20 protein-coding genes are annotated in these 25890 nt (G+C 57.2%); 10 read left to right on the top strand and 10 right to left on the bottom strand.

Annotation, left to right across the window (positions count from 1 at the left end; all coding sequences use genetic code 11):
* Positions 1-11 precede the first annotated feature (11 nt).
* Complete coding sequence (glgP, locus tag AFK62_RS18700) at positions 12-2459, top strand: glycogen phosphorylase (RefSeq protein ID WP_007671785.1); 2448 nt, start codon at positions 12-14, stop codon at positions 2457-2459.
* 67 nt (positions 2460-2526) lie between these two features.
* The gene (locus AFK62_RS18695; protein ID WP_053532077.1) at positions 2527-2982 is read left to right on the top strand and encodes a hypothetical protein; all 456 of its coding nucleotides are present in this window, start codon (positions 2527-2529) and stop codon (positions 2980-2982) included.
* Between the two features lie 7 nt (positions 2983-2989).
* Here the strand turns inward: AFK62_RS18695 and AFK62_RS18690 are convergent, their stop codons facing one another.
* Together AFK62_RS18690 and glpD are read right to left on the bottom strand one after the other, a co-directional pair.
* The gene (locus tag AFK62_RS18690) at positions 2990-4549 is read right to left on the bottom strand and encodes a sensor domain-containing diguanylate cyclase (protein ID WP_007671787.1); all 1560 of its coding nucleotides are present in this window, start codon (positions 4547-4549) and stop codon (positions 2990-2992) included.
* A gap of 145 nt (positions 4550-4694) precedes the next feature.
* Positions 4695-6212, bottom strand: coding sequence for a glycerol-3-phosphate dehydrogenase (glpD, locus tag AFK62_RS18685; protein ID WP_007671789.1), 1518 nt, complete (start codon positions 6210-6212; stop codon positions 4695-4697).
* 226 nt (positions 6213-6438) lie between these two features.
* Between glpD and glpE the strand changes: the two genes are divergently transcribed.
* From glpE to AFK62_RS18670, 3 genes are all read left to right on the top strand, one after another.
* Complete coding sequence (glpE, locus tag AFK62_RS18680; protein ID WP_032984384.1) at positions 6439-6768, top strand: thiosulfate sulfurtransferase GlpE; 330 nt, start codon at positions 6439-6441, stop codon at positions 6766-6768.
* A 76-nt stretch (positions 6769-6844) separates the two neighbouring features.
* Positions 6845-7675 (top strand): rhomboid family intramembrane serine protease GlpG, encoded by an 831-nt coding sequence (gene glpG / locus AFK62_RS18675; protein WP_032984370.1) that lies wholly within the window; start codon positions 6845-6847, stop codon positions 7673-7675.
* A 25-nt stretch (positions 7676-7700) separates the two neighbouring features.
* The gene (locus tag AFK62_RS18670) at positions 7701-8459 is read left to right on the top strand and encodes a DeoR/GlpR family transcriptional regulator (protein ID WP_032984386.1); all 759 of its coding nucleotides are present in this window, start codon (positions 7701-7703) and stop codon (positions 8457-8459) included.
* Between the two features lie 103 nt (positions 8460-8562).
* Here the strand turns inward: AFK62_RS18670 and malT are convergent, their stop codons facing one another.
* Positions 8563-11268 (bottom strand): HTH-type transcriptional regulator MalT, encoded by a 2706-nt coding sequence (gene malT, locus AFK62_RS18665; RefSeq protein WP_032984371.1) that lies wholly within the window; start codon positions 11266-11268, stop codon positions 8563-8565.
* 610 nt (positions 11269-11878) lie between these two features.
* On the opposite strand from malT, the gene malP reads away from it, so the two are divergent.
* From malP to cspE, 3 genes are all read left to right on the top strand, one after another.
* Complete coding sequence (malP, locus tag AFK62_RS18660) at positions 11879-14281, top strand: maltodextrin phosphorylase (protein ID WP_007671820.1); 2403 nt, start codon at positions 11879-11881, stop codon at positions 14279-14281.
* A gap of 10 nt (positions 14282-14291) precedes the next feature.
* The gene (gene malQ, locus AFK62_RS18655; protein WP_007671831.1) at positions 14292-16391 is read left to right on the top strand and encodes a 4-alpha-glucanotransferase; all 2100 of its coding nucleotides are present in this window, start codon (positions 14292-14294) and stop codon (positions 16389-16391) included.
* A gap of 269 nt (positions 16392-16660) precedes the next feature.
* Positions 16661-16873, top strand: coding sequence for a transcription antiterminator/RNA stability regulator CspE (cspE, locus tag AFK62_RS18650; RefSeq protein WP_007671833.1), 213 nt, complete (start codon positions 16661-16663; stop codon positions 16871-16873).
* A gap of 161 nt (positions 16874-17034) precedes the next feature.
* Here the strand turns inward: cspE and nfuA are convergent, their stop codons facing one another.
* Positions 17035-17610, bottom strand: a complete 576-nt coding sequence (gene nfuA, locus AFK62_RS18645) for a Fe-S biogenesis protein NfuA (protein WP_007671835.1) — start codon at positions 17608-17610, stop codon at positions 17035-17037.
* Between the two features lie 58 nt (positions 17611-17668).
* Positions 17669-18346, bottom strand: coding sequence for a DNA utilization protein GntX (gene gntX, locus AFK62_RS18640; RefSeq protein ID WP_032984372.1), 678 nt, complete (start codon positions 18344-18346; stop codon positions 17669-17671).
* A gap of 39 nt (positions 18347-18385) precedes the next feature.
* Between gntX and bioH the strand changes: the two genes are divergently transcribed.
* Both bioH and AFK62_RS18630 read left to right on the top strand, forming a co-directional pair.
* Complete coding sequence (gene bioH, locus AFK62_RS18635) at positions 18386-19165, top strand: pimeloyl-ACP methyl ester esterase BioH (protein WP_007671840.1); 780 nt, start codon at positions 18386-18388, stop codon at positions 19163-19165.
* An 84-nt stretch (positions 19166-19249) separates the two neighbouring features.
* Entirely contained in the window at positions 19250-19519 is a 270-nt protein-coding gene (locus AFK62_RS18630) for a YdgH/BhsA/McbA-like domain containing protein (protein ID WP_053532076.1), read from the top strand.
* A 33-nt stretch (positions 19520-19552) separates the two neighbouring features.
* Here AFK62_RS18630 and feoC read toward each other — a convergent pair whose 3' ends face one another.
* From feoC to greB, 5 genes are all read right to left on the bottom strand, one after another.
* Positions 19553-19789, bottom strand: coding sequence for a [Fe-S]-dependent transcriptional repressor FeoC (gene feoC / locus AFK62_RS18625; protein ID WP_007671844.1), 237 nt, complete (start codon positions 19787-19789; stop codon positions 19553-19555).
* Positions 19789-22104 carry a Fe(2+) transporter permease subunit FeoB gene (feoB, locus tag AFK62_RS18620; RefSeq protein WP_053532075.1) on the bottom strand — a complete coding sequence of 772 codons (2316 nt, stop codon included), beginning with the start codon at positions 22102-22104 and terminating at the stop codon, positions 19789-19791. The genes feoC and feoB overlap by 1 nt, the downstream gene beginning before the upstream one ends.
* Positions 22105-22130: 26 nt before the next feature.
* The gene (feoA, locus tag AFK62_RS18615; protein WP_007671848.1) at positions 22131-22355 is read right to left on the bottom strand and encodes a ferrous iron transporter A; all 225 of its coding nucleotides are present in this window, start codon (positions 22353-22355) and stop codon (positions 22131-22133) included.
* A 552-nt stretch (positions 22356-22907) separates the two neighbouring features.
* Positions 22908-25232, bottom strand: a complete 2325-nt coding sequence (locus tag AFK62_RS18610; protein ID WP_007671851.1) for a Tex family protein — start codon at positions 25230-25232, stop codon at positions 22908-22910.
* A gap of 111 nt (positions 25233-25343) precedes the next feature.
* Positions 25344-25817 carry a transcription elongation factor GreB gene (gene greB, locus AFK62_RS18605; protein ID WP_007671866.1) on the bottom strand — a complete coding sequence of 158 codons (474 nt, stop codon included), beginning with the start codon at positions 25815-25817 and terminating at the stop codon, positions 25344-25346.
* Positions 25818-25890 lie beyond the last annotated feature (73 nt).

The raw sequence follows: 25890 nt of genomic DNA, 5'->3' as shown, positions 1-25890 counted from the left end.
GGAACACGTCGATGAATGAACCCTTTAGCTATGCGTCGCCAACTCTCAGCGTGGAGGCGTTAAAACACTCTATCGCCTATAAGCTGATGTTCACCATCGGTAAAGATCCGGCCATTGCCAACAAACATGAGTGGCTGAACGCCACGCTGTTTGCGGTACGTGACCGCATGGTGGAACGCTGGCTGCGCTCTAACCGTGCGCAACTTTCGCAGGAAGTGCGCCAGGTCTACTATTTGTCGATGGAGTTTCTGATTGGCCGCACGTTGTCTAACGCGCTGCTGTCGCTCGGTATCTACGAAGATGTGCAGGACGCGCTGGAAGGAATGGGCCTGAGTCTGGAAGAGCTCATCGACGAAGAGAACGACCCCGGTCTCGGTAACGGCGGGCTCGGGCGTCTTGCGGCCTGCTTCCTGGATTCCCTGGCAACGCTTGGCCTGCCCGGGCGCGGCTACGGCATCCGCTACGACTACGGCATGTTTAAGCAGAATATTGTCGATGGCCGGCAGAAGGAATCTCCGGATTACTGGCTGGAATATGGCAACCCGTGGGAGTTCCAGCGCCATAACACGCGCTATAAAGTGCGTTTCGGCGGACGCATCCAGCAGGAGGGGAAAAAGACCCGCTGGGTGGAAACCGAAGAGATTATCGCGGTGGCCTCTGATCAAATCATCCCAGGCTATGACACTGATGCCACCAACACGCTGCGGCTCTGGAGCGCGCAGGCGAGTAGCGCAATCAACCTGGGTAAATTTAACCAGGGCGACTACTTCGCGGCAGTGGAAGATAAAAACCACTCCGAAAACGTGTCGCGCGTGCTCTACCCGGATGACTCCACCTATTCCGGGCGTGAACTGCGTCTGCGTCAGGAATACTTCCTGGTTTCTGCGACGGTGCAGGACATTTTAAGCCGCCACTTTATGTTGCATAAAACCTACGCCAATCTGGCGCAGAAGGTGGCGATTCACCTCAACGATACCCACCCGGTGCTGTCGATTCCGGAACTGATGCGTTTGCTTATTGATGAGCATAAGTTCAGTTGGGATGAGGCGTTTGAAGTGACCTGCCAGGTGTTCTCATATACCAACCACACGCTGATGAGCGAGGCGCTGGAAACCTGGCCTGTGGATATGCTTGGCAAGATCCTGCCGCGCCATCTGCAAATCATTTTTGAAATTAACGACTACTTCCTGCGTACCGTTCAGGAGCAGTACCCGAACGATACCGGGCTGTTAAGCCGCGTGTCGATTATCGACGAATCCAGCGGTCGCCGCGTGCGTATGGCGTGGCTTGCGGTCATTATCAGCCACAAGGTCAACGGGGTATCAGAGCTTCACTCCAACCTGATGGTTCAGTCGCTGTTCGCCGACTTCGCGAAGATCTTCCCGATGCGCTTCTTAAACGTCACCAACGGCGTGACGCCGCGCCGCTGGCTGGCGCTCGCGAACCCGGCGCTCTCGGACGTGCTTGATGACAATATCGGCCGGACCTGGCGCACCGATCTTAGCCAGTTGAGTGAGCTTGAGCAGCATATCGACTACCCGACGGTGAACCAGCAGGTGCGCGAGGCGAAGCTTGAGAACAAAAAACGGCTCGCGATTTACATCGCGCAGCACCTGAATGTGGTGGTAAACCCGAAAGCGCTGTTTGATGTGCAAATCAAACGTATCCACGAGTACAAACGTCAGTTGATGAATGTGCTGCATGTGATTACGCGCTACAACCGCATCAAGGCCGATCCAGAGGCCGCATGGGTGCCGAGGGTTAACATTTTCGCCGGTAAAGCCGCCTCGGCCTATTACATGGCGAAGCACATTATTCACCTGATCAACGATGTGGCGAAGGTCATCAACAACGATCCGCAGGTGAAGGATCGGCTGAAGGTGGTGTTTATCCCGAACTACAGCGTAAGTCTGGCGCAGCTCATCATTCCGGCGGCCGATCTCTCCGAGCAAATTTCGCTCGCGGGAACCGAAGCCTCCGGCACCAGTAACATGAAGTTTGCGCTGAACGGCGCGTTAACCATCGGTACGCTGGATGGCGCGAACGTAGAGATGCAGGAGCACGTCGGTGAAGAGAATATCTTTATCTTCGGCAACACGGCTGATGAGGTTGAGGAACTGCGCCGCGCGGGCTATAAACCGCGTGATTTCTACGAGAAAGATGAAGAGCTGCGTGAGGTGTTAACACAAATTGGCACTGGCGTCTTCAGCCCTGACGAGCCGGGACGCTACCGGGATCTGGTGGATTCGCTGATTAACTTCGGCGATCACTATCAGGTGCTGGCGGATTACCGCAGCTACGTGGATTGCCAGGATAAGGTCGATGAACTTTATCTGCAGCCGGAGGTATGGACCACGCGCGCGATGCACAATATCGCCAACATGGGGTACTTCTCGTCTGACCGTACCATTCAGGAGTATGCCGAAAATATCTGGCACATTTCGCCCGTTCGGCTGTAAGATCGCGGGGTTATCAACACAACCAGAGTGGGGACACTCTGGTTTTTTTATGGGTGCGAAGGCAAGGATGACCAGGAAAACGACATGGGTGGGCGCGCTGCTCGTCTCGCTGATAGGGGCGCCATTACTGGCGCAGGTATACAGTGTGGTGGCGGATATCGCGCTTTCCGGCGTGATGCGCACCTTCGCCTCAGCGAACGTCGGTATCGCCGTACTGTTGTTTCTGGAAGGGCTGTCGCTGGCGCTGCTTGGGAAACATCAGGCGACGCGGCGACCCAACGGCGCGCGTGCGTTCTGGGCTGTATTCGGCTGGTATCTGCTGTGTGCGGCGGTATTTAGTACGAAGATGGCGTTTTTGCCCGAGGCATCACGTGGCGCGCTGTTCTTTGTCGGCTGGCTCCCGAGTGCATACATGTGGCTGCTCGCGAAGGAGTATTTCTCTGTATGGCCACTGTGGATCCCTGCGCTGGGACAGGGTGCCTTGCTGGTGGGGTTTTATTACGGCCGGCGGCGCGGCGCGTAAGCGCGCATCAGGCCTGGGACGGCACATCCCGCAGAAGATGCGTGACGCCGGCCTCGCCGACTACGCAGTTACGCCCCGCGCGTTTCGCCTGATAGAGCGCCTCGTCTGCTTTATTTTTCAGGGTTTCTATGTCCGCATTTTCGCCGTCAACCGTGGCGGCACCTGCGCTTATCGTCAGGATCTTATCCGCCATCGGCGTGCCCGGATGCGACAGGCGAGCGTGGTGCACCGCCTCCAGCGCGCGCAGGGCCACCCGTTGTGCGGCGTGCGTGTCCGCGCCCGGCAGAATAATGGCGAACTCTTCGCCGCCGTAACGCGCTACCCGGTCAGTATTGCGTAGCGGCAGATAGCGCAGGATTTCCCCTACCGCCGTTAAACATTCATCCCCCGCCACATGGCCCAGCGTGTCGTTATAGCTTTTGAAATAGTCGACATCGCACATCACTAGCGATACCGGCACGCCGGTACGCCGGGCGCGCTCGATGCACTGCTCCAGGTAGATATCGAACTGACGGCGGTTGGCGAGGCCGGTCAGGCCATCCAGCAGCGCCAGATCCTGAAGAATATGGTTTGAGCGCGTCAGGTCGTCACGCAATACGATGAGTTCTTTCTGGTAGCGCAGGCTTGCGCGGATCTGGCGCAGCACCAGCACACCGAAAATAAGCACCACGCCTAAAAGAATGGCATTGAGCGCAACGGTGGGAATATTGTTGCGCCACCAGGCGTCGCGCAGTCGGGTAATGTCATAGCCTGCGGAAACCACCAGCGGATAGCGCGCAAGCGTTGCGTAACCGAAAATGCGCGGCACGCCGTCGATAGCCGATTTCCAGGCACCGCCACCGGTCGGCGCGATTTTCAGCATGCGCGTAAAAAGCGGGCTGGAAGAAAGCGTACGGTTAATATAGGAATCCGGGAACGGGCGCACGTAAAGCACAGTGCTGTCGATAAACGTGATGCCGAGCGTATCGCTCGGGCCCATTTCGTAATAGCCATAAAACTGGCGGAAATAATCAAGCTTCACGGTCGCCAGCAGCACGCCGCGAAAGCGGCCTTCGCGGTTATCCAGGCGCATCGATACCGGCACCACGAGATCGCCCGTAGAGCGGCTGCGCAGTACATGGCCGATATGAATGCCAGGATCGCTATGCTGGCTGTGCCAGATGAAATATTCGCGGTCAGCATTATTGGCGCGTGCCGGAATGTAACTGCCAGAGGTGGCGAGCCAGTCGCCGTGGGCATCGTACACAAACAGGCCGTGTAACTGCGGGAGCTGGCGCTGCTGTTGAGCGAGCTGGCCGCGCAGGCCGTTCCAGTCGGCGGGGTGCAGAAAAATTTCATCGGAGCGGCGTATCAGTTCATCAAGCGTTAGCTGCACCTGAAGGAACGTATCTTCCGCCTGGCGCGCCAGGGAGATCGACTGGTTACGCGCCTGCCGCTCTGTCTCTTCAACACTATGCTGCCAGGACTGCCACAGCGACCAGCCGCTGATGGCCGCAACCAGCAGCGAAATCAGCAGTAAAAAGGCCAGCATCACGGCATCCGGCGAACGGGACTTTGCCTTGCGCAAGCGGCGCTCTCCTGAAGGCATGGGGATATCCGATAGTAATATGATTGTGTTTATTGTAGCGACAGAAATGCGCGGTAATGCGGGGAACACATAGATAAAAAGACGCGACCGCGCAGAAGAGGGCGCGGTCGCGGAGCGTTAGCGGTCAGGAGGCCAGCGACAGGGTGACGTTCGCCTTTTTACCGACATTTTCGGAAAGCCACTGTGTTACCCGCGACTGTTCTTCAGCATTGAGCCACATGCCGAGTTTCGTACGACGCCAGATGGCATCATCCAGGCGGCGTACCCATTCATGTTCCACCAGGTAGCGAAGCTCTGCTTCGTAGAATTCATGACCGAAGTGTTCACCGAGTGCATTCAAATCGGCGGCATCACCGAGAATCAGTTCGCTGTTGCTGCCGTAGGTGCGGGCATAGTGACGCGCCAGCGTTTCGCTGATGAACGGATAGCGGCGACGCAGCTGCGCGGCGTAATCGTCGCGCTCGCCCTGGAATGCACCACCTGGCAGGACGGCGTTGCGGGTCCACGCCTGGCCGATAGTGGTGTAGTACGGCGTCAGTTTTTCCATCGCATGCTCGGCAAGCTTGCGGTAGGTGGTGAGCTTACCGCCGAAGACCGACAGCAGCGGCGCTTTGCCGTTGTCATCATGAATATCAAGCGTGTAATCGCGGGTGATAGCCTGCGGCGAATCGGATTCGTCATCGCACAGCGGGCGCACGCCGGAGTAAGTCCAGACCACATCTTCACGGCCGAGCTGTTTCTTAAAGTGCGCGTTGTAGACTTTCAGCAGGTAGCCGATCTCTGATTCGTCAATCGCCACTTCTTTCGGATCGCCTTTATATTCGACGTCCGTGGTGCCGATGATGGAGAACTCTTCCATCCACGGAATGACAAACACAATGCGTTTGTCTTCGTTTTGCAGGATGTACGCCTGTTTCTGGTTATGCACGCGCGGCACCACGATATGGCTGCCTTTAATAAGGCGAATACCATAAGGCGATTTCAGCTGCAGGCCGTCGTCGAAGAAGTTTTTTACCCACGGGCCGGTGGCGTTCACTAAACCGCGCGCCTGCCAGGTGTAGGTTTTACCAGTATCGATATCTTCCGCTTCCACAATCCACATGCCGTTTTCACGACGCGCAGAGGTGGCGCGAGTGCGGGTTAAGACTTCGCCGCCTTTCTTCACGACCATCTGGGCGTTAGCGAGCACCAGACGAGCGTCATCGACCCAACAGTCAGAATATTCGAAACCGCGCACGATTTCCGGCTTCAGGACGGAATCCGAACCAAAACGCAAACCGGTTGAGCCTGGCAGGCTGGTGCGTTTGCCTAAGTGATCGTACATAAACAGACCGGTGCGGATCATCCATGCCGGACGCAAATGCGGACGGTGCGGCAAGCGAAAACGCATCGGGAAAGCGATGTGCGGCGCCATTTTCAGCAGCACTTCACGCTCGGCCAGCGCTTCGCTGACCAGGCGGAACTCATAATGCTCCAGATAACGCAGCCCGCCGTGGATCAATTTGGAGCTGGCGGACGAGGTAGCGCATGCCAGATCCTGCGCTTCCAGCATCAGCACAGATAATCCACGCCCTGCGGCGTCTGCCGCGATACCGGCACCGTTGATGCCCCCACCTATCACAATCAGATCTTTGGTTTCCATGCTGCTGCCCTCACGCACTTTCGTTAAAGCTCATAAATGTTCGTTATCGCTCATAATAGCAAACAAACGCGCTTTTGATAACAACAAAAAAACAATTCAGTGTGATGTGAATAACATTATGGCGTTACAGCCGGAGGAAGCCTTACACTTACGTTATTATCGGCAGGACGCGCCGCACGCCGTTTTGTCAGGCTTACGCCCCCTTTTACTTAAGAAAGAGAGCACCATGGATCAGTTTGAATGCATTAATGTCGAAGAAGCGCACCAGAAACTGCAGCAGGGGAGCGCCGTGCTGGTGGATATTCGTGACCCGCAGAGCTATGCACTGGGCCACGCGCCGGGCGCGTTTCATTTAACGAACGCCACGCTGTCGGCCTTTGTGCAGCAAAACGATTTCGAGGTGCCGGTGCTGGTCATGTGTTACCACGGCAATAGCAGCAAGGGCGCGGCGCAGTATCTGATTCATCAGGGCTTCGAGCAGGTCTACAGCGTGGACGGCGGTTTTGACGCCTGGCACCGTCATTTCCCGGCCGAAGTCGCGCACGGCGAGAGTTAAGCATCGGTGTCCGCGTCGTTCGCAGGTATACTGCTTTCCTCGTGTGGGGATACCTTTCTGGACAGAACGACTTGCTATGTTGATGATTACCTCGTTTGACAACCCGCGCCTGGCGCAGGCGTTTGTTGACTATATGGCAACCCAGGGCGTGGTGCTGGAGATCCAGCGGCACGAGACCTGGGATATCTGGCTTGCTGATGAAGCGCAGGCCGAAAGCGTCAAAGCGGAGCTGAGTTATTTTCTCGCGCACCCGAGCGACCCGCGTTATCTCTCCGCCAGCTGGCAGACCGGGCAGCTTAACGCCGGGCTGCGCTACCGCTCGTACCCATTTATGGCGACCGTACGCGCCCACGCAGGCCCGCTCACGCTGGTCATGATGGTGTTGTGTGTCGCGGTCTATCTCGCGATGAGCATCATTGGTTATGCGCAGGTCGCCGTCTGGCTTGCATGGCCTTTCGATGCCTCTCTCAAATTTCAGCTCTGGCGCTATGTCAGTCCGTTGCTGCTACATTTTTCCCTGCTGAGCCTGATCTTCAATCTGCTATGGTGGTGGTATCTCGCCGGCCCGCTGGAGAAAATGACCGGCAGCGGCAAGCTGCTGACCCTGACGCTTGTGACCGCGCTGGTTGGCGGCGTTATCCAGTATCAGGTTGGCGGCCCATGGTTCGGTGGCCTCGGCGGGGTCGTCTACGCACTTGTCGGTTATGTCTGGCTGCGCGGTGAGCGTGAGCCGGAGTGCGGGCTGTACCTGCCGCGCGGCATTTTAGTGTTTATGCTGCTGTGGCTGGCCATTGGCGGGCTGGGGCTGTTTGGCAACAAGACGGCGAATGCCGATCTGGTGGCGGGGATGCTGATTGGCCTGGCAATGGCTATGACGGATACTCTGCATGCGCGAAAACGAAAATAATACGGCAATACGTCAGGAGAAGGGTGTGAAGCAAACACAACGTCACGACGCCATTATTGAACTGGTTAAAAAGCAGGGCTATGTGAGTACCGAGGAGCTGGTGGAGCAGTTCGCCGTCAGCCCGCAAACCATTCGCCGCGATCTCAACGATCTGGCGGAGCAGAACATGATCCTGCGCCACCACGGCGGCGCGGCGCTGCCATCAAGCTCGGTCAATACCTCCTGGCACGACCGTAAAGCGACCCAGACGGCGGAAAAAGAGCGTATCGCGTACAAAGTCGCAAGCCAGATCCCTAATGGCGCGACGCTGTTTATCGATATCGGCACTACGCCCGAGGCGGTGGCGCACGCGCTGTTGAACCATGAGAATCTGCGTATCGTCACCAATAATCTCAACGTCGCGAACACGCTGATGGTGAAAGACGATTTCCGCATTATCCTGGCGGGCGGTGAATTGCGCAGTCGCGATGGCGGCATTATCGGCGAGGCAACGCTCGATTTTATCTCTCAGTTTCGGCTCGATTTCGGGATTCTGGGCATCAGCGGCATCGACAGCGATGGCTCGCTGCTGGAGTTTGACTACCACGAGGTGCGCACCAAGCGTGCAATTATCGAGAATTCGCGGCATGTGATGCTGGTGGTGGATCACTCCAAATTCGGGCGTAACGCGATGGTGAACCTGGGCAGCATCAGCCTGGTTGACGCGGTTTATACCGACATCATGCCGCCCGTCGGCGTGATGCAGGTAATTAACGCCAATAAGGTGCAGTTAGAGTTGTGTTGATTCGCGTGTCCAGCAGGGCGGGTGGCGGGTGCGCTTACCCGCCGTGCATCACTGAATAGTGAATTAAGCGAAGCGTCAGCCACCCGAACCCCGTCAACGGCGGTTACACCCCGTATCCCATCATTTTCAACAACTGCTGAGCATGTTGCACTGCGGCCTGGCGGTGCGCCACGCCAAGCTTCTGATACAGATTACGGATATGCGTTTTAATGGTTGTCGCCGCCACATCAAGCTCGCCGGCTATCTGGTCATTGCTGTAACCAGAATAGATAAGGCCTAACACCTGCCACTCGCGCTGGGTCAGCGGGCTGGTACGGATAAGCTCCGGGACTTCCGGATGATTCAGTAACTTATTAACGAAATTCTCATCAAAATGCGCGAACTTGTGGCGATGATGCTGGTTAATGTCGCGCAAAATACGCTGCGCGCGGTGCTGTTCAATTTCCGGCAAGGTATTGAGTTGCAATAGCTGGCGCAACTGCTGCGCCATCGCCTCGCCTTCAATCACAAAATGGGTGATAAACCCGGTGCGGTTCGCAAGCGCCAGGGCTTCCATCAATACGCGCTGCGCGTCGCTCTTACGTCCGGCGTTCCAGTACAACTGGTTGAGCAACAGCAAATTACGGTTGATATCACTCATCAGGCGCAGGCTTCGGGCGTTTTCGTTCAGCTCTTCCAGCACCATTTCCGCCGGGCCGTAATCGCCAAGCAGGATCTGCGCGCGGGCTATATTACGCCACTGGCTTTGCAGGAAGTGGTTATTAGCGAAGGCCGGTTTCGGCGTCTGGCGCAGCCATGTGGCCGCCGCGGCTTTATCGCCAGTCATCTGCCAGTAAATCACCCGTACTTTATCGGCGTTGGATACCCAGTCGCTGTGGTAATGGCCGTTGCCCAGCAGATTTTCCAGACGGTTAAGATGACTGCGGGCATTGTCGAGATCGCCGCGCGCCAGCGAACACTGCACCAGCAGCGCCAGACACTGTAACTGCTGCTGCGGCTGGTAATTTGCCAGCACCGTCATCCCGGTACGGGCGCAGGTTTCCGCCTCATCAAGGCGTGCCCATGCCCACAGCAACTGCGCGCGAATGCGCAGCAAAAACTCATGCAACGGCAGTTGTTCGAGATGCTGCTCCTGGATCAGGACAAATGCTTTTTCTTGCGTCTCCCACGCGGCCTGTAAAAAGCCCTGCGCGAAGAGAATTTCACTCTGCTGAATCAGGCTCCAGAGCGCGTAATGCCAGACATCGTGACGGCGAGCCATCAGTTCGGTCTGCTGCATCACCGACAGCGACTTCGTTAAATCGCCTTTGCAATGCAGCACTTCGCCGTGGACTGACGTTGCCACAATGCGGCTGTAGAAGTTCGCGAGTGGCAGCGTGTCGAGCGCCACCATCGCCAGTCGTTCGGCTTCTTCCGGGTCACCGTCGTTAATCGCGACTTGCGCACGCAGGGCGTTAAATTCGCCATGCAGCGTCTCGTCCATTTCGCTTTTCATCTCTTGCTCGGCACGCGCCAGCAAGGTGTTCACTTCGCTGTAGCGATGCTGGCTCTGCATGAGCCACGCCTGCAACAACACAAGACGCGGGTTCGCCAGCAGACTCTCCCAGGGCAGCGCTTTTAAAGACTGTTCCAGCAAAGTGAGTTCACTGTGGTTGAACAGCCCCCAGGCGTGGTTGAGTAAAATATCGCGCAGCATATTGGCGTCGCCCGCGGCGAGGGCATGGTGAATCGCCTCGCTTGGAAAACCCTGCGCCATCCAGCTTTCCGCCGCTGCGCGGTGAATATCCGGCAGTTCGGTCGCCAGTTCCCACTGGCAGCGCTGGCGCAGGAAATTTCCAAACAGCGGGTGATAGCTAAACCATTCGCCGGAATCATCCATGCGCTGTAAAAACAGCCCCTGACGCTCGATCTCCTCAAGGCGCATCTGGCCGTTTTCTTCGCCGGTAACGCGCACGATTAATGCGTCGTTCATCGAGCGCAGCAGGGCGCTTTTCAGCAAGAACTGGCGCGTATTGCTATCAACGTTATTGAGCACCTCATCGACCAGATAATCGGAGAGATGGCTCGCGTTAATGCCCGCCAGACGGCGTGCCGACTGATGCACCGCGCCGGTATTTTGGCGGGCGGAGAGGGCGATGAGTTGCAGGGCGGTCGCCCAGCCTGCGACGTCATCGCACAGGCGGCTGCTCTGCGCAGGTTCGATAGGCTGGCTCAGGCGGCAGTCGAAGAACTGACGCGCCTCCTGATGGGTAAACGCCAGTTGCTGGCTGCCGATTTCAAGTAGCTGTTCACGTACGCGCAGGTTGGCGATACCCAGCTGCGGCAGGTTGCGCGAGAGCACGACCAGCGTCAGGTTATCGGGTTGATGGCGCAGGAAGAAACGCATCGCCTCGTGGATAACCGGGTTGGTAATGTGATGGTAATCGTCGATAACCAGATAAAGCGGGCGCGGCCACTCGGCCAGCTCGATAAAAAGCTGGGCGAACAACGACGAGAGGCTGGCGTACTGGCGTTTTTGCGCGATGACTTCGCTGCTGGCGCAGTGCCCGCCGGTTGCCTGTTGAACGGCGGCAATAAGATAACTGGCGAAGCGCTCCTGCTGGTTGTCACCTTCATCCAGTGAATACCATCCCAGTTCGGTTTTACCCGCTGCCCACTGGGAAATCAGCGTGGTTTTGCCATAGCCGGCGGGGCTGGTGATAAGCGCCAGACGGTAGTTGCTAGCGCCGGATAATTTAGCCAGAAGACGTTCACGAACCACTGTGTGTTCAAGACGAACCGGGCGACTTAACTTAGACGGTATCAACATAGGATCACTTCACTGTGCAGGAGGCAAAGAGATGACGATTTTTTTTGCGCTTCGTAATTAATACTAAATTAAGGTCGGACAGAATGGGCACGATTGCAAGTTATGTCCTTTTTCTGGCCGCTTAAAGTTGCACTCTGTCACATTTCCATTTTTTCTGTGAATAATTCCTGGACGTTTGTCTGCGAAGGCCGTTGGCTCTGGCCTGACGAATTTTTTGGATTGTTTTTTTCTTCACCAGCAAGACAGAAAACCTGGCGTAGAGGCTCACCTTTTATCCGGTTTTGTGCGCTAAATCACCCAATAAACCCGGCAAAAAGGAGTGTAAGCGTTATTTTTAGTGAGAAATCGTTTCTCTTGTAACACGGCAAATCGCAGAGGTTGTCCGATGAGCACAGCGCGTTTGTAAACCGGGCGTCTACAAAGCCGAAATCCACCGCATTTTCTTTCGTTTTGCCCGCCCTCCACTAAGGTTTAGTGGCGACGATCACAGTTTTCGCTACTCCCCATTTCTCCTCCCTCGCTAATCCCACGCAGGATGAGGAATTCGCTCTGGGGGCCGGGCAAACTAGCGAAAATTCTCCCTATTTTTGCTACAGGACCTTGATTCACTATGTCACAGCCCACCTTTAATCCGGCCGAGTTTGAGGCTGCCCTGACCCGTCAGTGGCAGCGTTTTGGTGTACAACGCGCGGAACAAATGACGCAGCGCCAGTGGTGGCAGGCGGTCAGTGGCGCGCTCTCGGAAATGCTGGTCGCCATCCCGGCGCAGCCGCCGAAAACGCAGCAGCGCCACGTTAACTACATCTCGATGGAGTTCCTGATTGGACGCCTGACCGGCAATAACCTGCTGAACCTCGGCTGGCATGACGAGGTCAGCCGCATTCTGCAGGGCCACAATATCCATCTGGGCGATCTGCTTGAGCAGGAAATCGACCCGGCGCTGGGTAACGGCGGCCTTGGACGTCTCGCGGCCTGTTTCCTGGATTCGATGGCGACCGTTGGCCAGGGCGCGACCGGCTATGGTCTGAACTACCAGTACGGGTTATTCCGCCAGTCCTTTAACGACGGCAAGCAGATGGAAGCGCCGGACGACTGGCATCGCCGCAACTACCCATGGTTCACGCATAACGAGGCGCTGAATGTGCAGGTAGGTATCGGCGGTAAAGTGGCGAAAGAGGGGCAAACAGCGCGCTGGGTGCCAGGTTTTGTGATTACCGGCGAAGCGTGGGATCTGCCTGTGGTTGGCTATCGTAACAGCGTGGCGCAGCCGCTGCGTCTGTGGCAGGCGACGCACGCACATCCCTTTGATCTGACTAAATTCAACGATGGTGATTTTCTGCGTGCCGAGCAGCAGGGGATCGATGCAGAGAAACTCACGAAAGTCCTCTACCCGAATGACAACCATCAGGCGGGCAAAAAGCTGCGTCTGATGCAGCAATATTTCCAGTGCGCCTGTTCCATTGCCGATATTCTGCGTCGTCATCATCTGGCGGGCCGCAAGCTGGCTGAGCTGCCAGCGTACGAGGTGATTCAGCTTAACGACACCCACCCGACTATCGCTATCCCGGAACTGCTGCGCGTGCTTATCGACGAGCATCAGTTGAGCTGGGACGAGGCCTGGGCTATCACCAGCAACACCTTTGCCTACACCAACCACACGCTGATGCCAGAGGCGCTGGAGTGCTGGGACGAGCGCCTTATCCGCGCGTTGTTGCCGCGTCATATGCAGATTATCAAAGAGATCAACACGCGCTTTAAAAAGCAGGTCGATAAAACCTGGCCTGGCGACGAGGCAGTCTGGGCGAAACTGGCGGTGATGTATAAGGGCCAGGTACGCATGGCGAACCTTTGCGTGGTCAGCGGTTTTGCGGTAAACGGCGTGGCGGCGCTGCATTCCGATTTAGTGGTCAAAGATCTGTTCCCTGAATATCACCAGTTGTGGCCGAACAAATTCCACAATGTGACCAACGGCATCACGCCGCGCCGCTGGATCAAGCAGTGCAACCCGGCGCTGGCCGCGCTTATCGACAACACGCTGAAAAAAGAGTGGGTCAACGATCTCGACGCGCTGGCCGGGCTTGAAAAATATGCTGACGACGCGGCGTTTCGTCAGGCTTACCGCACCATCAAGCAGGAGAATAAACAGCGCCTGGCGACGTATATCCACGCCCGCACCGGGATTGAGATCAACCCGAACGCGCTGTTTGACGTGCAGATCAAACGTCTTCACGAGTACAAACGACAGCACCTCAATCTGCTGCACATTCTGGCACTGTATAAAGAAATTCGTGAAAACCCACAGGCAGACCGCGTACCGCGCGTGTTCCTGTTCGGCGCTAAAGCCGCGCCGGGGTATTACCTCGCGAAAAATATCATCTACGCTATCAACAAAGTGGCGCAGACGGTGAATAACGATCCTACCGTCGGCGATAAGCTGAAAGTGGTCTTCCTGCCGGATTACAACGTCTCGGTTGCCGAGATGATGATCCCGGCGGCGGATATCTCTGAGCAGATTTCTACGGCCGGTAAAGAGGCCTCAGGCACCGGCAATATGAAGCTTGCACTGAACGGCGCGCTGACCGTCGGCACGCTGGATGGCGCGAACGTCGAGATTGCCGAGCAGGTGGGGGCAGAGAATATTTTCATCTTCGGCCACACCGTTGAAGAAGTGAAAGCGCTCAAAGCCAAAGGCTACGACCCGGTGAAATGGCGCAAGAAAGACAAACTGCTGGATGCGGTATTAAAAGAGCTGGAGAAAGGCGTTTATGCCGATGGCGACAAACACGCTTTCGACCAGATGCTGCACAGCATGGACAAGCAAGGTGGCGATCCGTACCTGGTGATGGCGGACTTTTCCGCCTATGTTGAAGCCCAGAAGCAGGTGGATGTGCTCTACCGCGACCAGGAGGCCTGGACCCGCGCGGCTATCCTTAACACCGCGCGCTGCGGCATGTTCAGCTCTGACCGCTCCATCCGGGATTATCAGCAACGTATCTGGCAGGCAAAACGCTAAAGGAGCCGCCATGGAAAGCAAACGCCTTGACTCCTCCGCCCTTGCGGCGGGGATTAGCCCTAACTACATCAATGCGCACGGTAAACCGCAGGCGATTGGCGCTGAGACCAAACGGCGTTTGCTGGAAGCGATGAATTCCGACGCTGCGCCGAAAACCGCTGCAACATCGCCGTTACCTCCGGTGCTGGTGATTGCAAAAAGCCGCCGTATGCAGATAACGCCGCACGGGCGCGGCAATTATCAGTGGTTGCTTACCAGCGAGAAGGGCGAGCAATTTTCCGGCGAGGCGCGCGGGGGCGACGCGCTGGCACTGCCGGCAAAGCTTACCGAGGGGTATCACACGCTGACGCTCACGCGTAACGACAACCGTTGGCAGTGCCGCCTTATTGTCGCGCCGAAGCGCTGTTATGAACCGCAGGCGCTGCGCGCTGGCAAAAAACTCTGGGGCGCGTGCGTGCAGCTTTATACGCTGCGCTCGGAAAATAACTGGGGCATCGGCGATTTTGGCGATCTGAAAGCGATGCTCAATGAGGTTGGCCCGCGCGGCGGCGCGTTTATTGGCTTAAACCCGATCCATGCGCTTTACCCGGCGAATCCGGACAGCGCAAGCCCGTACAGCCCGTCATCTCGCCGCTGGCTGAACGTGATTTATATCGACGTGAACGCGGTGGAGGATTTCCGCTTAAGCGACGAGGCGCAGGCCTGGTGGCAACGTGAGGCCACGCAGAAGAGCGTAAAGGCCGCGCGGGAATCTCAATGGGTGGATTACGCCGCCGTGACCGCGCTGAAACTCACCGCGCTGCGCATGGCCTGGACGCGTTTCTCAACCCGCGGGCCGGATGATGAGGGTGTCGTGGCGTTTCGCGATTTTGTGGCGCGATCGGGCGAAGGGCTTTACTGGCAGGCGGCGTTTGACGCTATTCACGCCTGGCAGGTCCAGGAAGATCCGATGCGCTGGGGCTGGCCGGCCTGGCCGAAGGCGTATCAAAACATTCACAGCCCGGAAGTGCAGGCGTTTTGCAAAAAACGTGCGGATGACGTCGATTTCTACCTCTGGCTGCAATGGCTGGCGTATGAGCAATTCGCCCGCTGCTGGGAAACCAGTCAGGCATACGATATGCCGATCGGGCTTTACCGCGATCTGGCGGTCGGCGTGGCGGAAGGCGGGGCGGAAACCTGGTGTGACCGCGAGCTTTACTGCCTGAAGGCATCCGTTGGTGCGCCGCCGGATATTCTGGGGCCGCTTGGTCAGAACTGGGGGCTGCCGCCGATGGACCCGCACGTGATGCAGGCGCGCGCCTATGAGCCGTTTATCGAACTGCTGCGCGCCAACATGACCCACTGCGGCGCGTTGCGTATCGATCATGTGATGTCGCTGCTGCGCTTGTGGTGGATCCCCTACGGGGAAACGGCGGATAAAGGGGCTTACGTGCAATATCCGGTCGACGATCTGCTGGCGATCCTGGCGCTCGAAAGCCAGCGCCATCGCTGCATGGTGATCGGTGAAGATCTCGGTACGGTACCGGCGGAGATCGTCGGCAAATTGCGCGACAGCGGCGTGTACTCCTATAAAGTGCTCTATTTTGAAAACGAAGGCGGCAGCCGTTTCCGCGCGCCGAAACGCTGGACGGCGCAGGCGATGGCCGTTGCGACCACCCATGACCTGCCGACGCTTCGCGGCTACTGGGAAAGCGGCGACCTGACGCTTGGTAAAACGCTGGGGCTGTATCCTGACGAAGACGTGCTGAAAGGGCTGTATGCCGATCGGGAACGCGCCAAACAGGGACTGCTGGAAAGCCTGCATCAACATGGTTGCCTGCCAAAACGCGCCGGACACCACGCTGCGCGGATGAAAATGGGCGCCACGCTAAACCGCGCATTGCAGCGCTATATCGCTGACAGCAATAGTGCGTTGCTTGGCCTGCAACCAGAAGACTGGCTGGATATGGCGCAGCCGGTCAACATTCCCGGTACCAGCGCGCAGTACAAAAACTGGCGGCGCAAACTCACCGCCGGGCTGGAAGCGATGTTTGCCGATGCATCGCTAAACCGGCTTATCAAAGATCTGGATAAACGTCGGCGCACCGCATCTGCGGTCAAGCGTAAGTAAAGTCTCGCCCCTGCGTTTCGCTTAGCGCGCGCAGGGGCGATTATTTTTTTAGCTACGGATAAAAAGCTTGCTTTGTAGGTGTGGGCGTGCGTTAATGCACTCCTCGGTTTGCGAGACAGACCCGTCGAAAAGCAGTTTAGTAAAGCAGTTCTCATTTCAAGTGTTATCCCGTGATATCCCTTCTTGAGTCTCCTCCATAAGCGCTAAGTAAATTCTGTTATGCAGGCCATGAATGCCGCAAGGCTCAATGATTTTTTTAAGGTGATAACATGTCTGACAAAATGACTGGTTTAGTAAAATGGTTTAACGCGGAAAAAGGTTTCGGCTTCATTACTCCGGACAACGGCAGCAAGGACGTTTTCGTTCACTTCTCCGCTATCCAGAACAACGGCTTCAAAACCCTGGAAGAAGGCCAGAAGGTCTCTTTCTCCGTTGAAAACGGCGCGAAAGGCCCGGCAGCTGCTAACGTAACTGCTATCTAATCGCCCCGCTTGCGCGGTTTCCGACAGCGATGACGGGATAGCCCTGAGCAGTGAAATCGACGCAAAAAAGAACCCGCCTTGTGCGGGTTTTTTTATTCCGAGCATACGCGAAAAAAAAGCCCGCTTAAAGCGGGCTTTTTGTTGGCTTGCGGCACACCGACTTAGTAGTAGGAGTGTTCGCCGCGCTGGTGTTCGGTCAGATCGCGCACGCCTTTGAGTTCCGGGAACTCGTTCAGCAGCTGCTTCTCGATACCCTCTTTCAGGGTCACGTCCACCATCGAACAACCGTTGCAGCCACCGCCAAATTGCAGAATGGCATAACCTTCGTCGGTGATTTCCATCAGCGACACGCGCCCGCCATGGCCTGCAAGCTGCGGGTTGATCTGCGATTGCAGTAAATATTCCACGCGCTCCATCAGCGGCGCGTCATCCGCCACTTTACGCATTTTCGCGTTAGGCGCTTTCAGCGTGAGCTGCGAGCCCAGCTGGTCGGTCACAAAATCGATTTCCGCATCTTCCAGATACGGGGCGCTCAGTTCGTCCACATAAGCGGTGAGCAGGTCGAATTTCAGCGCGGTATCCGTAGCTTCCACAGCATCGGGCGGGCAGTAGGAAACGCCGCATTCAGCATTCGGGGTGCCTGGATTGATAACGAATACGCGGATCTGCGTCCCTTCTTCCTGGCTTGCCAGTAGCTTGGCAAAGTGTGCCTGGGCGGCATCGGAAATACGGATCATAACAATGGCCTAATAGTTGACTATTTTACTTGGTTATAATACGCCCATCATCGAGGCTCTACAAGGTTCGACACAGGCACCATACCTGGACAGTCGCCGCGCCGTTGCGCTTGAGCTGGCGCGCGATCTGAGCAACGGTACTGCCCGTCGTGACGACATCATCCACAATAACGATATGGAGACCCGTCACGGGTAATTCAACCCGAAAGGCGTCTTTCAGGTTGCTGCGCCGCTGCCGGGCGCTGAGCTGCCGCTGAGGCGCAGCGGCTTTAATACGCGCCACTACGCCTGCCGCGTAGCGTATCCCAAGCCAGCGTGACAATGCCATGGCGAGGAGTGCGCTTTGGTTGTAGCCGCGTCGCCAGGCGCGCGCGCGATGCAGAGGGACGCTGATAATAATATCCGCCACGGGCAGCGCGCCCGCGCGTTTCGCGGCCAGCACTTTTAGCAATAACAGACGGGCCAGGGCGGGAGCGAGGGCGGTGCGACCATGGAATTTAAACTGATGCACGAGGCCGCTTACCGGCGGTGCGTAGTCGCTCGCGGCGATAAGCCGCTGCCAGACGGGCGGTTTTTGCAGGCAGCGACCGCAGGGGAGCGTGTCAAGCGCGGCGGGCAACCCGCACTGCGGGCACACCCGCAGCTGTCGCAGCCGCTGACAGCGCGAGCAAATTCCCCAGCCGGGCACCCGCAGTGGCATCCGGCATAGCCAACACATCCCTGGTATTGCTAGCATGACGACCTCCTTGTACATCAATCATGAGAAGAGTAACGGATGAATGACATCTGGTGGCAGACCACGGGCGAAGGAAATTGTCATCTTGTGCTGCTGCACGGGTGGGGGCTGAATGCTGAAGTGTGGCGTTGCATTTCAGAGGAATTAAGCTCGCACTTTACGCTGCATTTGGTCGATCTGCCGGGCTATGGACGTAGCCAGGGGTTTGGCGCGCTGACGCTTGATGAGATGGCGGGCCTGGTGGCGCAACGCGCGCCTGAACATGCCATCTGGCTGGGCTGGAGCCTCGGCGGACTGGTAGCAAGCCAGGTGGCGCTGAATGCACCCTCACGGGTCGACGCGCTGGTTACCGTCGCCTCGTCGCCCTGTTTTCAGGCGCATGATGACTGGCCGGGCATTAAGCCAGAGGTGCTAAGTGGCTTCCAGCGCCAGTTGAGTGAGGATTTTCAGCGTACGGTGGAGCGGTTCCTGGCGCTGCAAACGCTCGGAACCGAGACGGCGCGGCAGGACGCGCGCGTGCTGAAATCGATCGTGCTGGCGCAGCCGATGCCTGGCGCCGAGGTCCTAAACGGCGGGCTGGAGATCCTGAAAACCGCCGATCTGCGCGAGGCACTCGCCGTCTGGCAGGGGCCATTTTTACGCCTGTACGGGCGTCTCGACGGGTTGGTGCCGCGCAATGTCGCCGCGCTCCTCGATGCACGCTGGCCTGCCAGCGAATCACTCATTTTCGAGAAAGCGGCCCACGCGCCGTTCATCTCACATCCGCGTGAATTCTGCGATGCGCTGCTGGCGCTCAAGGCTCGCCTGGCAAATGGCTGAAAGCGCGCCATACTTTAGATGTCATTGTTATCGGGGCGTTTTTCTCTGCGCCCCTTCAAGTCATCTGAGTATGGAGCCAAAAACATGAAACTACGCACGGGTATGTTGTTATCTGTTGTTCTGGGTTCGCTGTCGTTTGGCGCGCTGGCGGCCGAAGAGCTGCAAAAAGATAAAGTGAAAGAGATGAATCTCACCAAAATTGGCACGATCGTCTCTGATCAAGGCACCGCGCCGATGGATGCGAGAGCCGAACTGGTTAAGAAAGCCGATGAAATGGGTGGCAAATATTATGTCATCACCAGCGGCGAGAAGACCGGCAAAGACATTCACGCGACGGCGGATGTTTACAAGTAAGAAAAAAGGCGGGCATAGCGCCCGCCCTCACTGCTAACGCAGCCGCCACACCTCTTTGCGGCAGGCTTTGCCCTGCGGGCAGGCGCGGCAACTGCCGCTCAGACAGCCCGATAATTCCTCTTCCTGACGTTCAGCTTTTCCCATGGCCTCCAGCCGGTTAAGCATCGCATTGACCAGCGGCAAGGGCGCGGCGAGCTGTTCGCTGATACGCTGCGCGTCCATACGCCCTGAGAGCGCCAGTAGATCCCGCACCTGAATCAGCGTCGCCATTAGTGGCATTCCCCGGCAGGGGTGTCGCAGCAGCGGGCCTCACGGCGCGGCGCCAGCAGGCTGACATCTACCCGGCTACGCGCACGGCGCAGCGCGGTGAGCAACACGACATTAAACAGCACCACCGTCAGCATCGCCGTCAGGCTGTAGAGCGGATGTGCCTGGAATGTCGCGGTCTGGTAGAACAGCGTCGCCAGTGAATAGGCGATGTTCAGCCCCCAGAGAATAGAAAAGCCCATCCAGCCGCGGCTCGACTCGCGGGCAATCGCACCCATCACGGAAATGCAGGGAATATAGAGCAGCACAAAGACCAGGTAGCTGTACGCCGCAGCGTTACTGCCAAATTTAGCACTCATGACGCCCATCGCGCCGGTCGCCATCTCGCCATCGCCTTTGCTGGCCTCAATGGGGTTTGCGAGTACGCTCAGGCTGAAGGTGTCTTTCAGGCTCTGCCAGGTCTCAGCCAGCGCGCTGGTCAGCTCGTCGGTGAGACTAAAACTGGCGGCGTCAAACGGCGCCTCGTGGATATCTTCGGCGGTGTAGAGCGTGTTGAGCGTCCCGACTACCACTTCTTTTGCCATCGCACCCGTGAATAAGCCGACAGTCGCCTGCCAGTTGTCCTCCTGCACGCCGATGGGCTTCAGCAGCGGCGTCAACACACGGCTCACGGAAGCCAGCGCGGAGTCGTTGATGTTGTCCACGGGTTTGCCGCTAAACGAGAAGCTATTGAGCGCACCAATGAAAATACTGACGATCACGATGACTTTCCCGGCGCGAAGCACAAACCCTTTCAGACGCTGCCAGGTTTGCAGCAGCAGGCTTTTCAGGTGCGGCACGTGGTACACCGGCAATTCCATTACAAACGGCGTGGCTTCGCCGCGCATGATCGTATATTTCAACATCAGGCCAGTCAGAATGGCCATCACGATACCGAGCAGATAGAGCGAAAAGACCACCAGTGCGCCCTCCTGACCAAAAAAGGCCGCAGCGAAGATCGCAAAAATGGCCAGGCGTGCGCCGCAGGACATAAACGGCGCCATCATGATGGTCATGAGACGTTCGCGCGGGGCGTCCAGCGTGCGTGCGCCCATCACCGCCGGGACATTGCAGCCAAAGCCGACAATCAACGGCACGAATGATTTACCTGGCAGCCCCAGCGCCTGCATCAGACGGTCCATCACAAACGCCGCGCGGGCCATATAGCCGGAATCTTCAAGAAACGACAGGAACAGATACATCATGCCGATTTGCGGCACCAGCGGCAAAACAGTGTTGATGCCACCACCGATCCCCTGCGCGAGGAAAAGCGTCAGCCAGGCCGGGAAATGCAGCGTATAGCCAACCCACTGGAGACCGTGAATGAAAATCGCCACCGAGCCCGCATCGAAGATCGGCTGCAACGCGCCGCCGATGTTAATGGCGAGCAGGAACATTAGGTACATCACGCCGAGAAAGACCGGCAGACCCAGAAACCGATTAAGGATAATGTTATCAATCGCCGCGGTAAGCCGGGCGGGCTCGGCGGTAAGGCTGTTGCTGACGGCGTCGCAAATGGCCGAGATGCTCTGATAGCGCGCGTCGACAATATAAAGCGCCGGGTCATCAAGTTCGGTTTCAAGCTGCGCCAGCGTCTGCGGGAGCCGCGCGGCCCCTGCGCCTGCGATGCTGCGGCTGTAGATATCGCCTTCCAGCATTTGCAGCCCCAGCCAGCGGCGCTGCTGCGCGGACAGGTCGTCCGGCATCGCGGCGGCCAGCGTGTCCGCCGCCGCGGAGAGCGGAGCGGGATAGTGGACGCGTTCCATATCCTGGTTGCGTTGATGGCGGTCCAGCGCCATTTTCAGGCTGTCAATACCGCGCGCCCGCGTGGAAACCAGCGGCACGACCGGGCAGCCGAGGCGGGCCGACAGCGCGTCGATATCAATGCGTATATGTTGCTTTTCGGCGATATCCAGCATGTTCAGCGCCACCACGCAGGGGATGCCAAGTTCCAGCAGTTGCAGCGTCAGGTAGAGGTTGCGCTCAAGGTTAGACGCATCCACCACGTTTATCAGCATGTCCGCCTCGCCGCTGAGAATGTAATGGCAGGCTATCTGCTCATCCAGCGAGGTCTGGGAGGAAATGGTAGTAAGAGAATACGTGCCCGGAAGGTCGACCAGCGTGACCTGATGGTCGGTGGTCGCGAAGCTGCCCTCTTTGCGCTCCACCGTCACGCCCGCCCAGTTGCCCACGCGCTGACGCGCGCCGGTGAGCTGATTAAACAGCGTGGTCTTGCCGGAGTTAGGATTGCCGATTAAGCCGATGGTTAATTTTTTCATTTGCATAAACTCAAGACAAAGAGAGGTCAGCGGGCCGCTTCAACCTGCAACAGCGCCAAATCTTTTTTTCGCAGCACCAGACTTACACGTCGGGTCTCGATATGTACCGGGTCGCCTAATGGCGCGACACGTTTTACCTCAAACGACGAACCCGGCAGCATGCCGAGCGACAATAATTTCTGGCGGTAGGCCGGGCTGATCTCCCGGGCGAAACCGGTTATTTTCCAGCTACTGTTAGGCGTGAATTGCATAAAACCTGCTTATTCCGGATGCGCTCAGCGGCGGAGAACCGTGGCTATACAACGGCCGGGGCCGATTATTGCGCGGGAAAGGATTGTTTATCTGCTTAAGATGGTAATGAGAATGGTTTTTATCTTCAATGCAATATTGACGCGCCGCGACAATTTTTGAGCTTTATTTGTTCTGGCGCAAAAAAACAGGGCAGTGTGCGTTTCGGTAAACGTTCTCCCTTTATTTAATCTTTATTATTCATTGAGTTAAATTTAATGATGGTCGTGTGTTTATTCATTTTCACGGGCGCAGTGTTATTTATTAAGTGGAATTGTTATTTAAATGAAAAATGTAACCGCGAACATATTTGTATTTATTTCCGGGTATGCCGTTTTAATGCGAGTCTTTCTGGGAAACCGCGCGTGAGGCGGTAGTAAAAAGGCGGATGCGCTGGCGCTTACTTACCGTAAAAAAGAAAAAACGGGGACATTACAGCGTAGGGAAGCGGAGCGCCACGCGCCGGTATAAGACAATAAAAAGGCCGGTGTCCCGGCCTTTTTATGTCGCAACGTTTAGCGTTTCTTGCCGAACGCGGCGGCGAGCGCATCACTCATGGCGCTGTTGCCGCTGCCTGCGCTCTCGCGCTGGGGTTTACGGTTCTGCGCCGGGCGGTTCTGCGGTTCGCGGTTATTGCCGCCACCGCGCCGCGCGTTGCCTTCGCCCGGCTGCTCGTCCAGACGCATCGTCAACGCAATGCGCTTACGCTGCAAATCCACTTCCAGCACTTTCACCTTCACGATATCGCCCGCTTTCACCACGGTGTGCGGATCTTCAACGAACTTATCGGACAGCGAGGAAATATGCACCAGGCCATCCTGATGTACGCCGATATCCACAAACGCACCGAAATTAGTCACGTTGGTCACCGCGCCTTCCAGCACCATACCGGGTTGCAGATCGTTCATTGTCTCCACGCCGTCAGCGAACTGAGCCGTTTTGAATTCGGGACGCGGGTCGCGGCCCGGTTTTTCCAGCTCTTTGATGATGTCGGTCACGGTCGGCACGCCGAAACGCTCGTCGGTAAAATCAACCGCCTTCACGTTGCGAAGCGCATTGCTGTTGCCCATGAGATCGCGCAGCGATTGTTCCGTCGCCGCCAGAATACGCTCCACGACCGGGTACGCTTCCGGGTGAACGGTCGAGGCGTCAAGCGGGTTGTCGCCATGGTTAATACGCAGAAAGCCCGCGCACTGCTCGAAGGCTTTCGGCCCCAGGCGGCTCACTTTCAGCAACTGCTGACGGTTACGGAACTGGCCGTTCTCATCGCGCCACGACACAATATTTTGCGCCATCATGCGCGTCAGGCCTGCCACGCGGGTCAGCAGCGGCACTGAGGCGGTGTTCAGGTCAACGCCCACTGCGTTCACGCAGTCTTCCACCACCGCATCCAGCTTACGCGCCAGCTGGCTTTGGCTTACATCATGCTGATACTGGCCCACGCCGATAGATTTCGGGTCGATTTTGACAAGTTCCGCCAGCGGGTCCTGCAAACGACGGGCGATAGAGACCGCACCGCGCAGCGAGACATCGAGATCCGGGAACTCCTGCGCCGCCAGTTCAGAGGCTGAATACACCGACGCGCCCGCCTCGCTGACAATGACCTTCTGTGCGGTCACTTTAGGGAATTGCTTTTGCACATCAAGGAAGAAACGTTCGGTTTCGCGTGATGCGGTGCCGTTGCCGATAGCGACCAGCTCCACGTTATGCTTTTCGCACAGTGCTGCGATAACCACCGCTGCTTTCGCCGCCTGTCCGGTGTGCGGGTAAACGGTATCGGTGGCGACCAGTTTGCCAGTGGCGTCCACCACCGCGACTTTCACGCCGGTACGCAGGCCCGGATCGAGGCCCATCGTGGCGCGCAGGCCCGCAGGTGCGGCCATCAGCAGATCATGCAGGTTGCGAGCAAACACATTGATGGCTTCGTCTTCGGCGCGTTCGCGCACGGTGCTCATCAGCTCGGTTTCCAGATGCATCAATACCTTAATACGCCAGGTCCAGCTCACCACACCTTTACGCCAGCTATCAGCGGGTGCGTTATTCAGGCGCAGCCCCAGATGCGTAGTAATGATCTGCTCGCAGTAGCTCTCACGCGGCGGCTCGTCGAACTGCGGATCGGCGTTGAGCGATAACTGCAATACGCCTTCGTTACGTCCGCGGAACATCGCCAGCGCACGGTGCGAGGGCACGGTGGAAATCGGTTCGTGGTGGGCGAAATAGTCGCGGAATTTCGCGCCTTCTTCCTCTTTGCCTGGCACGACGGCCGAAACCAGATGTGCGTTTTTCCACAGATAGTCACGCACTTTGGCGAGCAGCGCCGCGTCTTCGGCGAAGCGTTCCATCAGGATATAGCGCGCGCCATCAAGCGCCGCTTTGGTGTCAGCCACGCCTTTTTCAGCGTCGATAAATTTCGCTGCTTCCGCTTCTGGCTCGTGGGAGGGGTCATTCCACAGCAGTTCGGCGAGCGGCTCAAGGCCGGCTTCAATGGCTATCTGCCCGCGGGTGCGGCGCTTCGGTTTGTAAGGCAGATAGAGATCTTCAAGCTCGGTTTTGCTCTGGGTGCCAGTGATGGCCGCCTGAAGTTCATCAGTGAGTTTGCCCTGATCGGCAATCGATTTAAGGATAGCCGCGCGGCGCTCTTCCAGTTCGCGCAGGTAACCCAGACGCGTCTCCAGCTGACGCAACTGGGTGTCGTCCAGACCGCCGGTGACCTCCTTACGATAACGTGCAATAAACGGCACGGTGTTCCCTTCATCAAGCAGGCGAATGGCAGCGTCTACCTGTTCGGCTCTGGCCTGAAGCTCACTGGCGATAATACGACTGAGCGAATCATTCATCATGGCAATATCATCTGTTAAGTACAAAAAGTCAGGGCACAGTTATACGGACTGAAGGGTAAAAATGCCAGCCGTAGCCGCGCCCGTGGCGGGTTTCGGAGCTATCCGGTGGGGTTACTTCACATACTCGATAGCGTTGACATACCAGGTGGCCTCGCCGCCCGGCGTCTGTACGGTCGCCACGTCGCCTTCCTCTTTTTTGAGCAGCGCGCGGGCCATGGGGGAGTCTATGGAGATGTAATCTTTACGACCAAAAATCTCGTCATAACCGACGATACGAAAACGTTTTACGTCGCCGTCGTCGTTTTCGACTTCAACCCAGGCGCCGAAAAAGACTTTACCTTCCTGCTGCGGCGAGTAATCGACGATTTTTAAGTGCTCAAGGCATTTGGTGAGATAGCGCACGCGGCGATCGATTTCGCGCAGGCGTTTTTTGTTGTACTGGTAATCGGCGTTTTCGCTGCGATCGCCAAGGCTTGCCGCCCAGGTCACTTTTTTGGTGACTTCAGGCCGCTCCTCGCGCCACAGATAGTCGAGTTCTTTTTTGAGTTTTTCGTAACCTTCGCGGGTAATTAACGGCGTTTTCATCGACTGGCCTTCGCTGACAATTTTAACGTCCGTACCTTAGCGGGCGCGGTTGCGAATGTGAAGCGCCCGCGCC

The sequence above is a fragment of the Cronobacter condimenti 1330 genome, from assembly GCF_001277255.1.
GTDB lineage: Bacteria > Pseudomonadota > Gammaproteobacteria > Enterobacterales > Enterobacteriaceae > Cronobacter > Cronobacter condimenti.
This window is presented reverse-complemented; position numbering and strand designations above follow the sequence as displayed.

What these genes read in the sequence shown, in the direction of transcription:
- gntX (WP_032984372.1), bottom strand. Translation starts at nt 18,346, where the DNA reads ATGCTAGCAATACCAGGGATGTGTTGGCTATGCCGGATGCCACTGCGG.
- glpE (WP_032984384.1), top strand. Translation starts at nt 6,439, where the DNA reads ATGGATCAGTTTGAATGCATTAATGTCGAAGAAGCGCACCAGAAACTG.
- glgP (WP_007671785.1), top strand. Translation starts at nt 12, where the DNA reads ATGAATGAACCCTTTAGCTATGCGTCGCCAACTCTCAGCGTGGAGGCG.
- malT (WP_032984371.1), bottom strand. Translation starts at nt 11,268, where the DNA reads ATGTTGATACCGTCTAAGTTAAGTCGCCCGGTTCGTCTTGAACACACA.
- AFK62_RS18610 (WP_007671851.1), bottom strand. Translation starts at nt 25,232, where the DNA reads ATGATGAATGATTCGCTCAGTCGTATTATCGCCAGTGAGCTTCAGGCC.
- feoB (WP_053532075.1), bottom strand. Translation starts at nt 22,104, where the DNA reads ATGAAAAAATTAACCATCGGCTTAATCGGCAATCCTAACTCCGGCAAG.
- malQ (WP_007671831.1), top strand. Translation starts at nt 14,292, where the DNA reads ATGGAAAGCAAACGCCTTGACTCCTCCGCCCTTGCGGCGGGGATTAGC.
- glpD (WP_007671789.1), bottom strand. Translation starts at nt 6,212, where the DNA reads ATGGAAACCAAAGATCTGATTGTGATAGGTGGGGGCATCAACGGTGCC.
- cspE (WP_007671833.1), top strand. Translation starts at nt 16,661, where the DNA reads ATGTCTGACAAAATGACTGGTTTAGTAAAATGGTTTAACGCGGAAAAA.
- bioH (WP_007671840.1), top strand. Translation starts at nt 18,386, where the DNA reads ATGAATGACATCTGGTGGCAGACCACGGGCGAAGGAAATTGTCATCTT.
- AFK62_RS18695 (WP_053532077.1), top strand. Translation starts at nt 2,527, where the DNA reads ATGACCAGGAAAACGACATGGGTGGGCGCGCTGCTCGTCTCGCTGATA.
- feoA (WP_007671848.1), bottom strand. Translation starts at nt 22,355, where the DNA reads ATGCAATTCACGCCTAACAGTAGCTGGAAAATAACCGGTTTCGCCCGG.
- glpG (WP_032984370.1), top strand. Translation starts at nt 6,845, where the DNA reads ATGTTGATGATTACCTCGTTTGACAACCCGCGCCTGGCGCAGGCGTTT.
- nfuA (WP_007671835.1), bottom strand. Translation starts at nt 17,610, where the DNA reads ATGATCCGTATTTCCGATGCCGCCCAGGCACACTTTGCCAAGCTACTG.
- feoC (WP_007671844.1), bottom strand. Translation starts at nt 19,789, where the DNA reads ATGGCGACGCTGATTCAGGTGCGGGATCTACTGGCGCTCTCAGGGCGT.
- malP (WP_007671820.1), top strand. Translation starts at nt 11,879, where the DNA reads ATGTCACAGCCCACCTTTAATCCGGCCGAGTTTGAGGCTGCCCTGACC.
- greB (WP_007671866.1), bottom strand. Translation starts at nt 25,817, where the DNA reads ATGAAAACGCCGTTAATTACCCGCGAAGGTTACGAAAAACTCAAAAAA.
- AFK62_RS18630 (WP_053532076.1), top strand. Translation starts at nt 19,250, where the DNA reads ATGAAACTACGCACGGGTATGTTGTTATCTGTTGTTCTGGGTTCGCTG.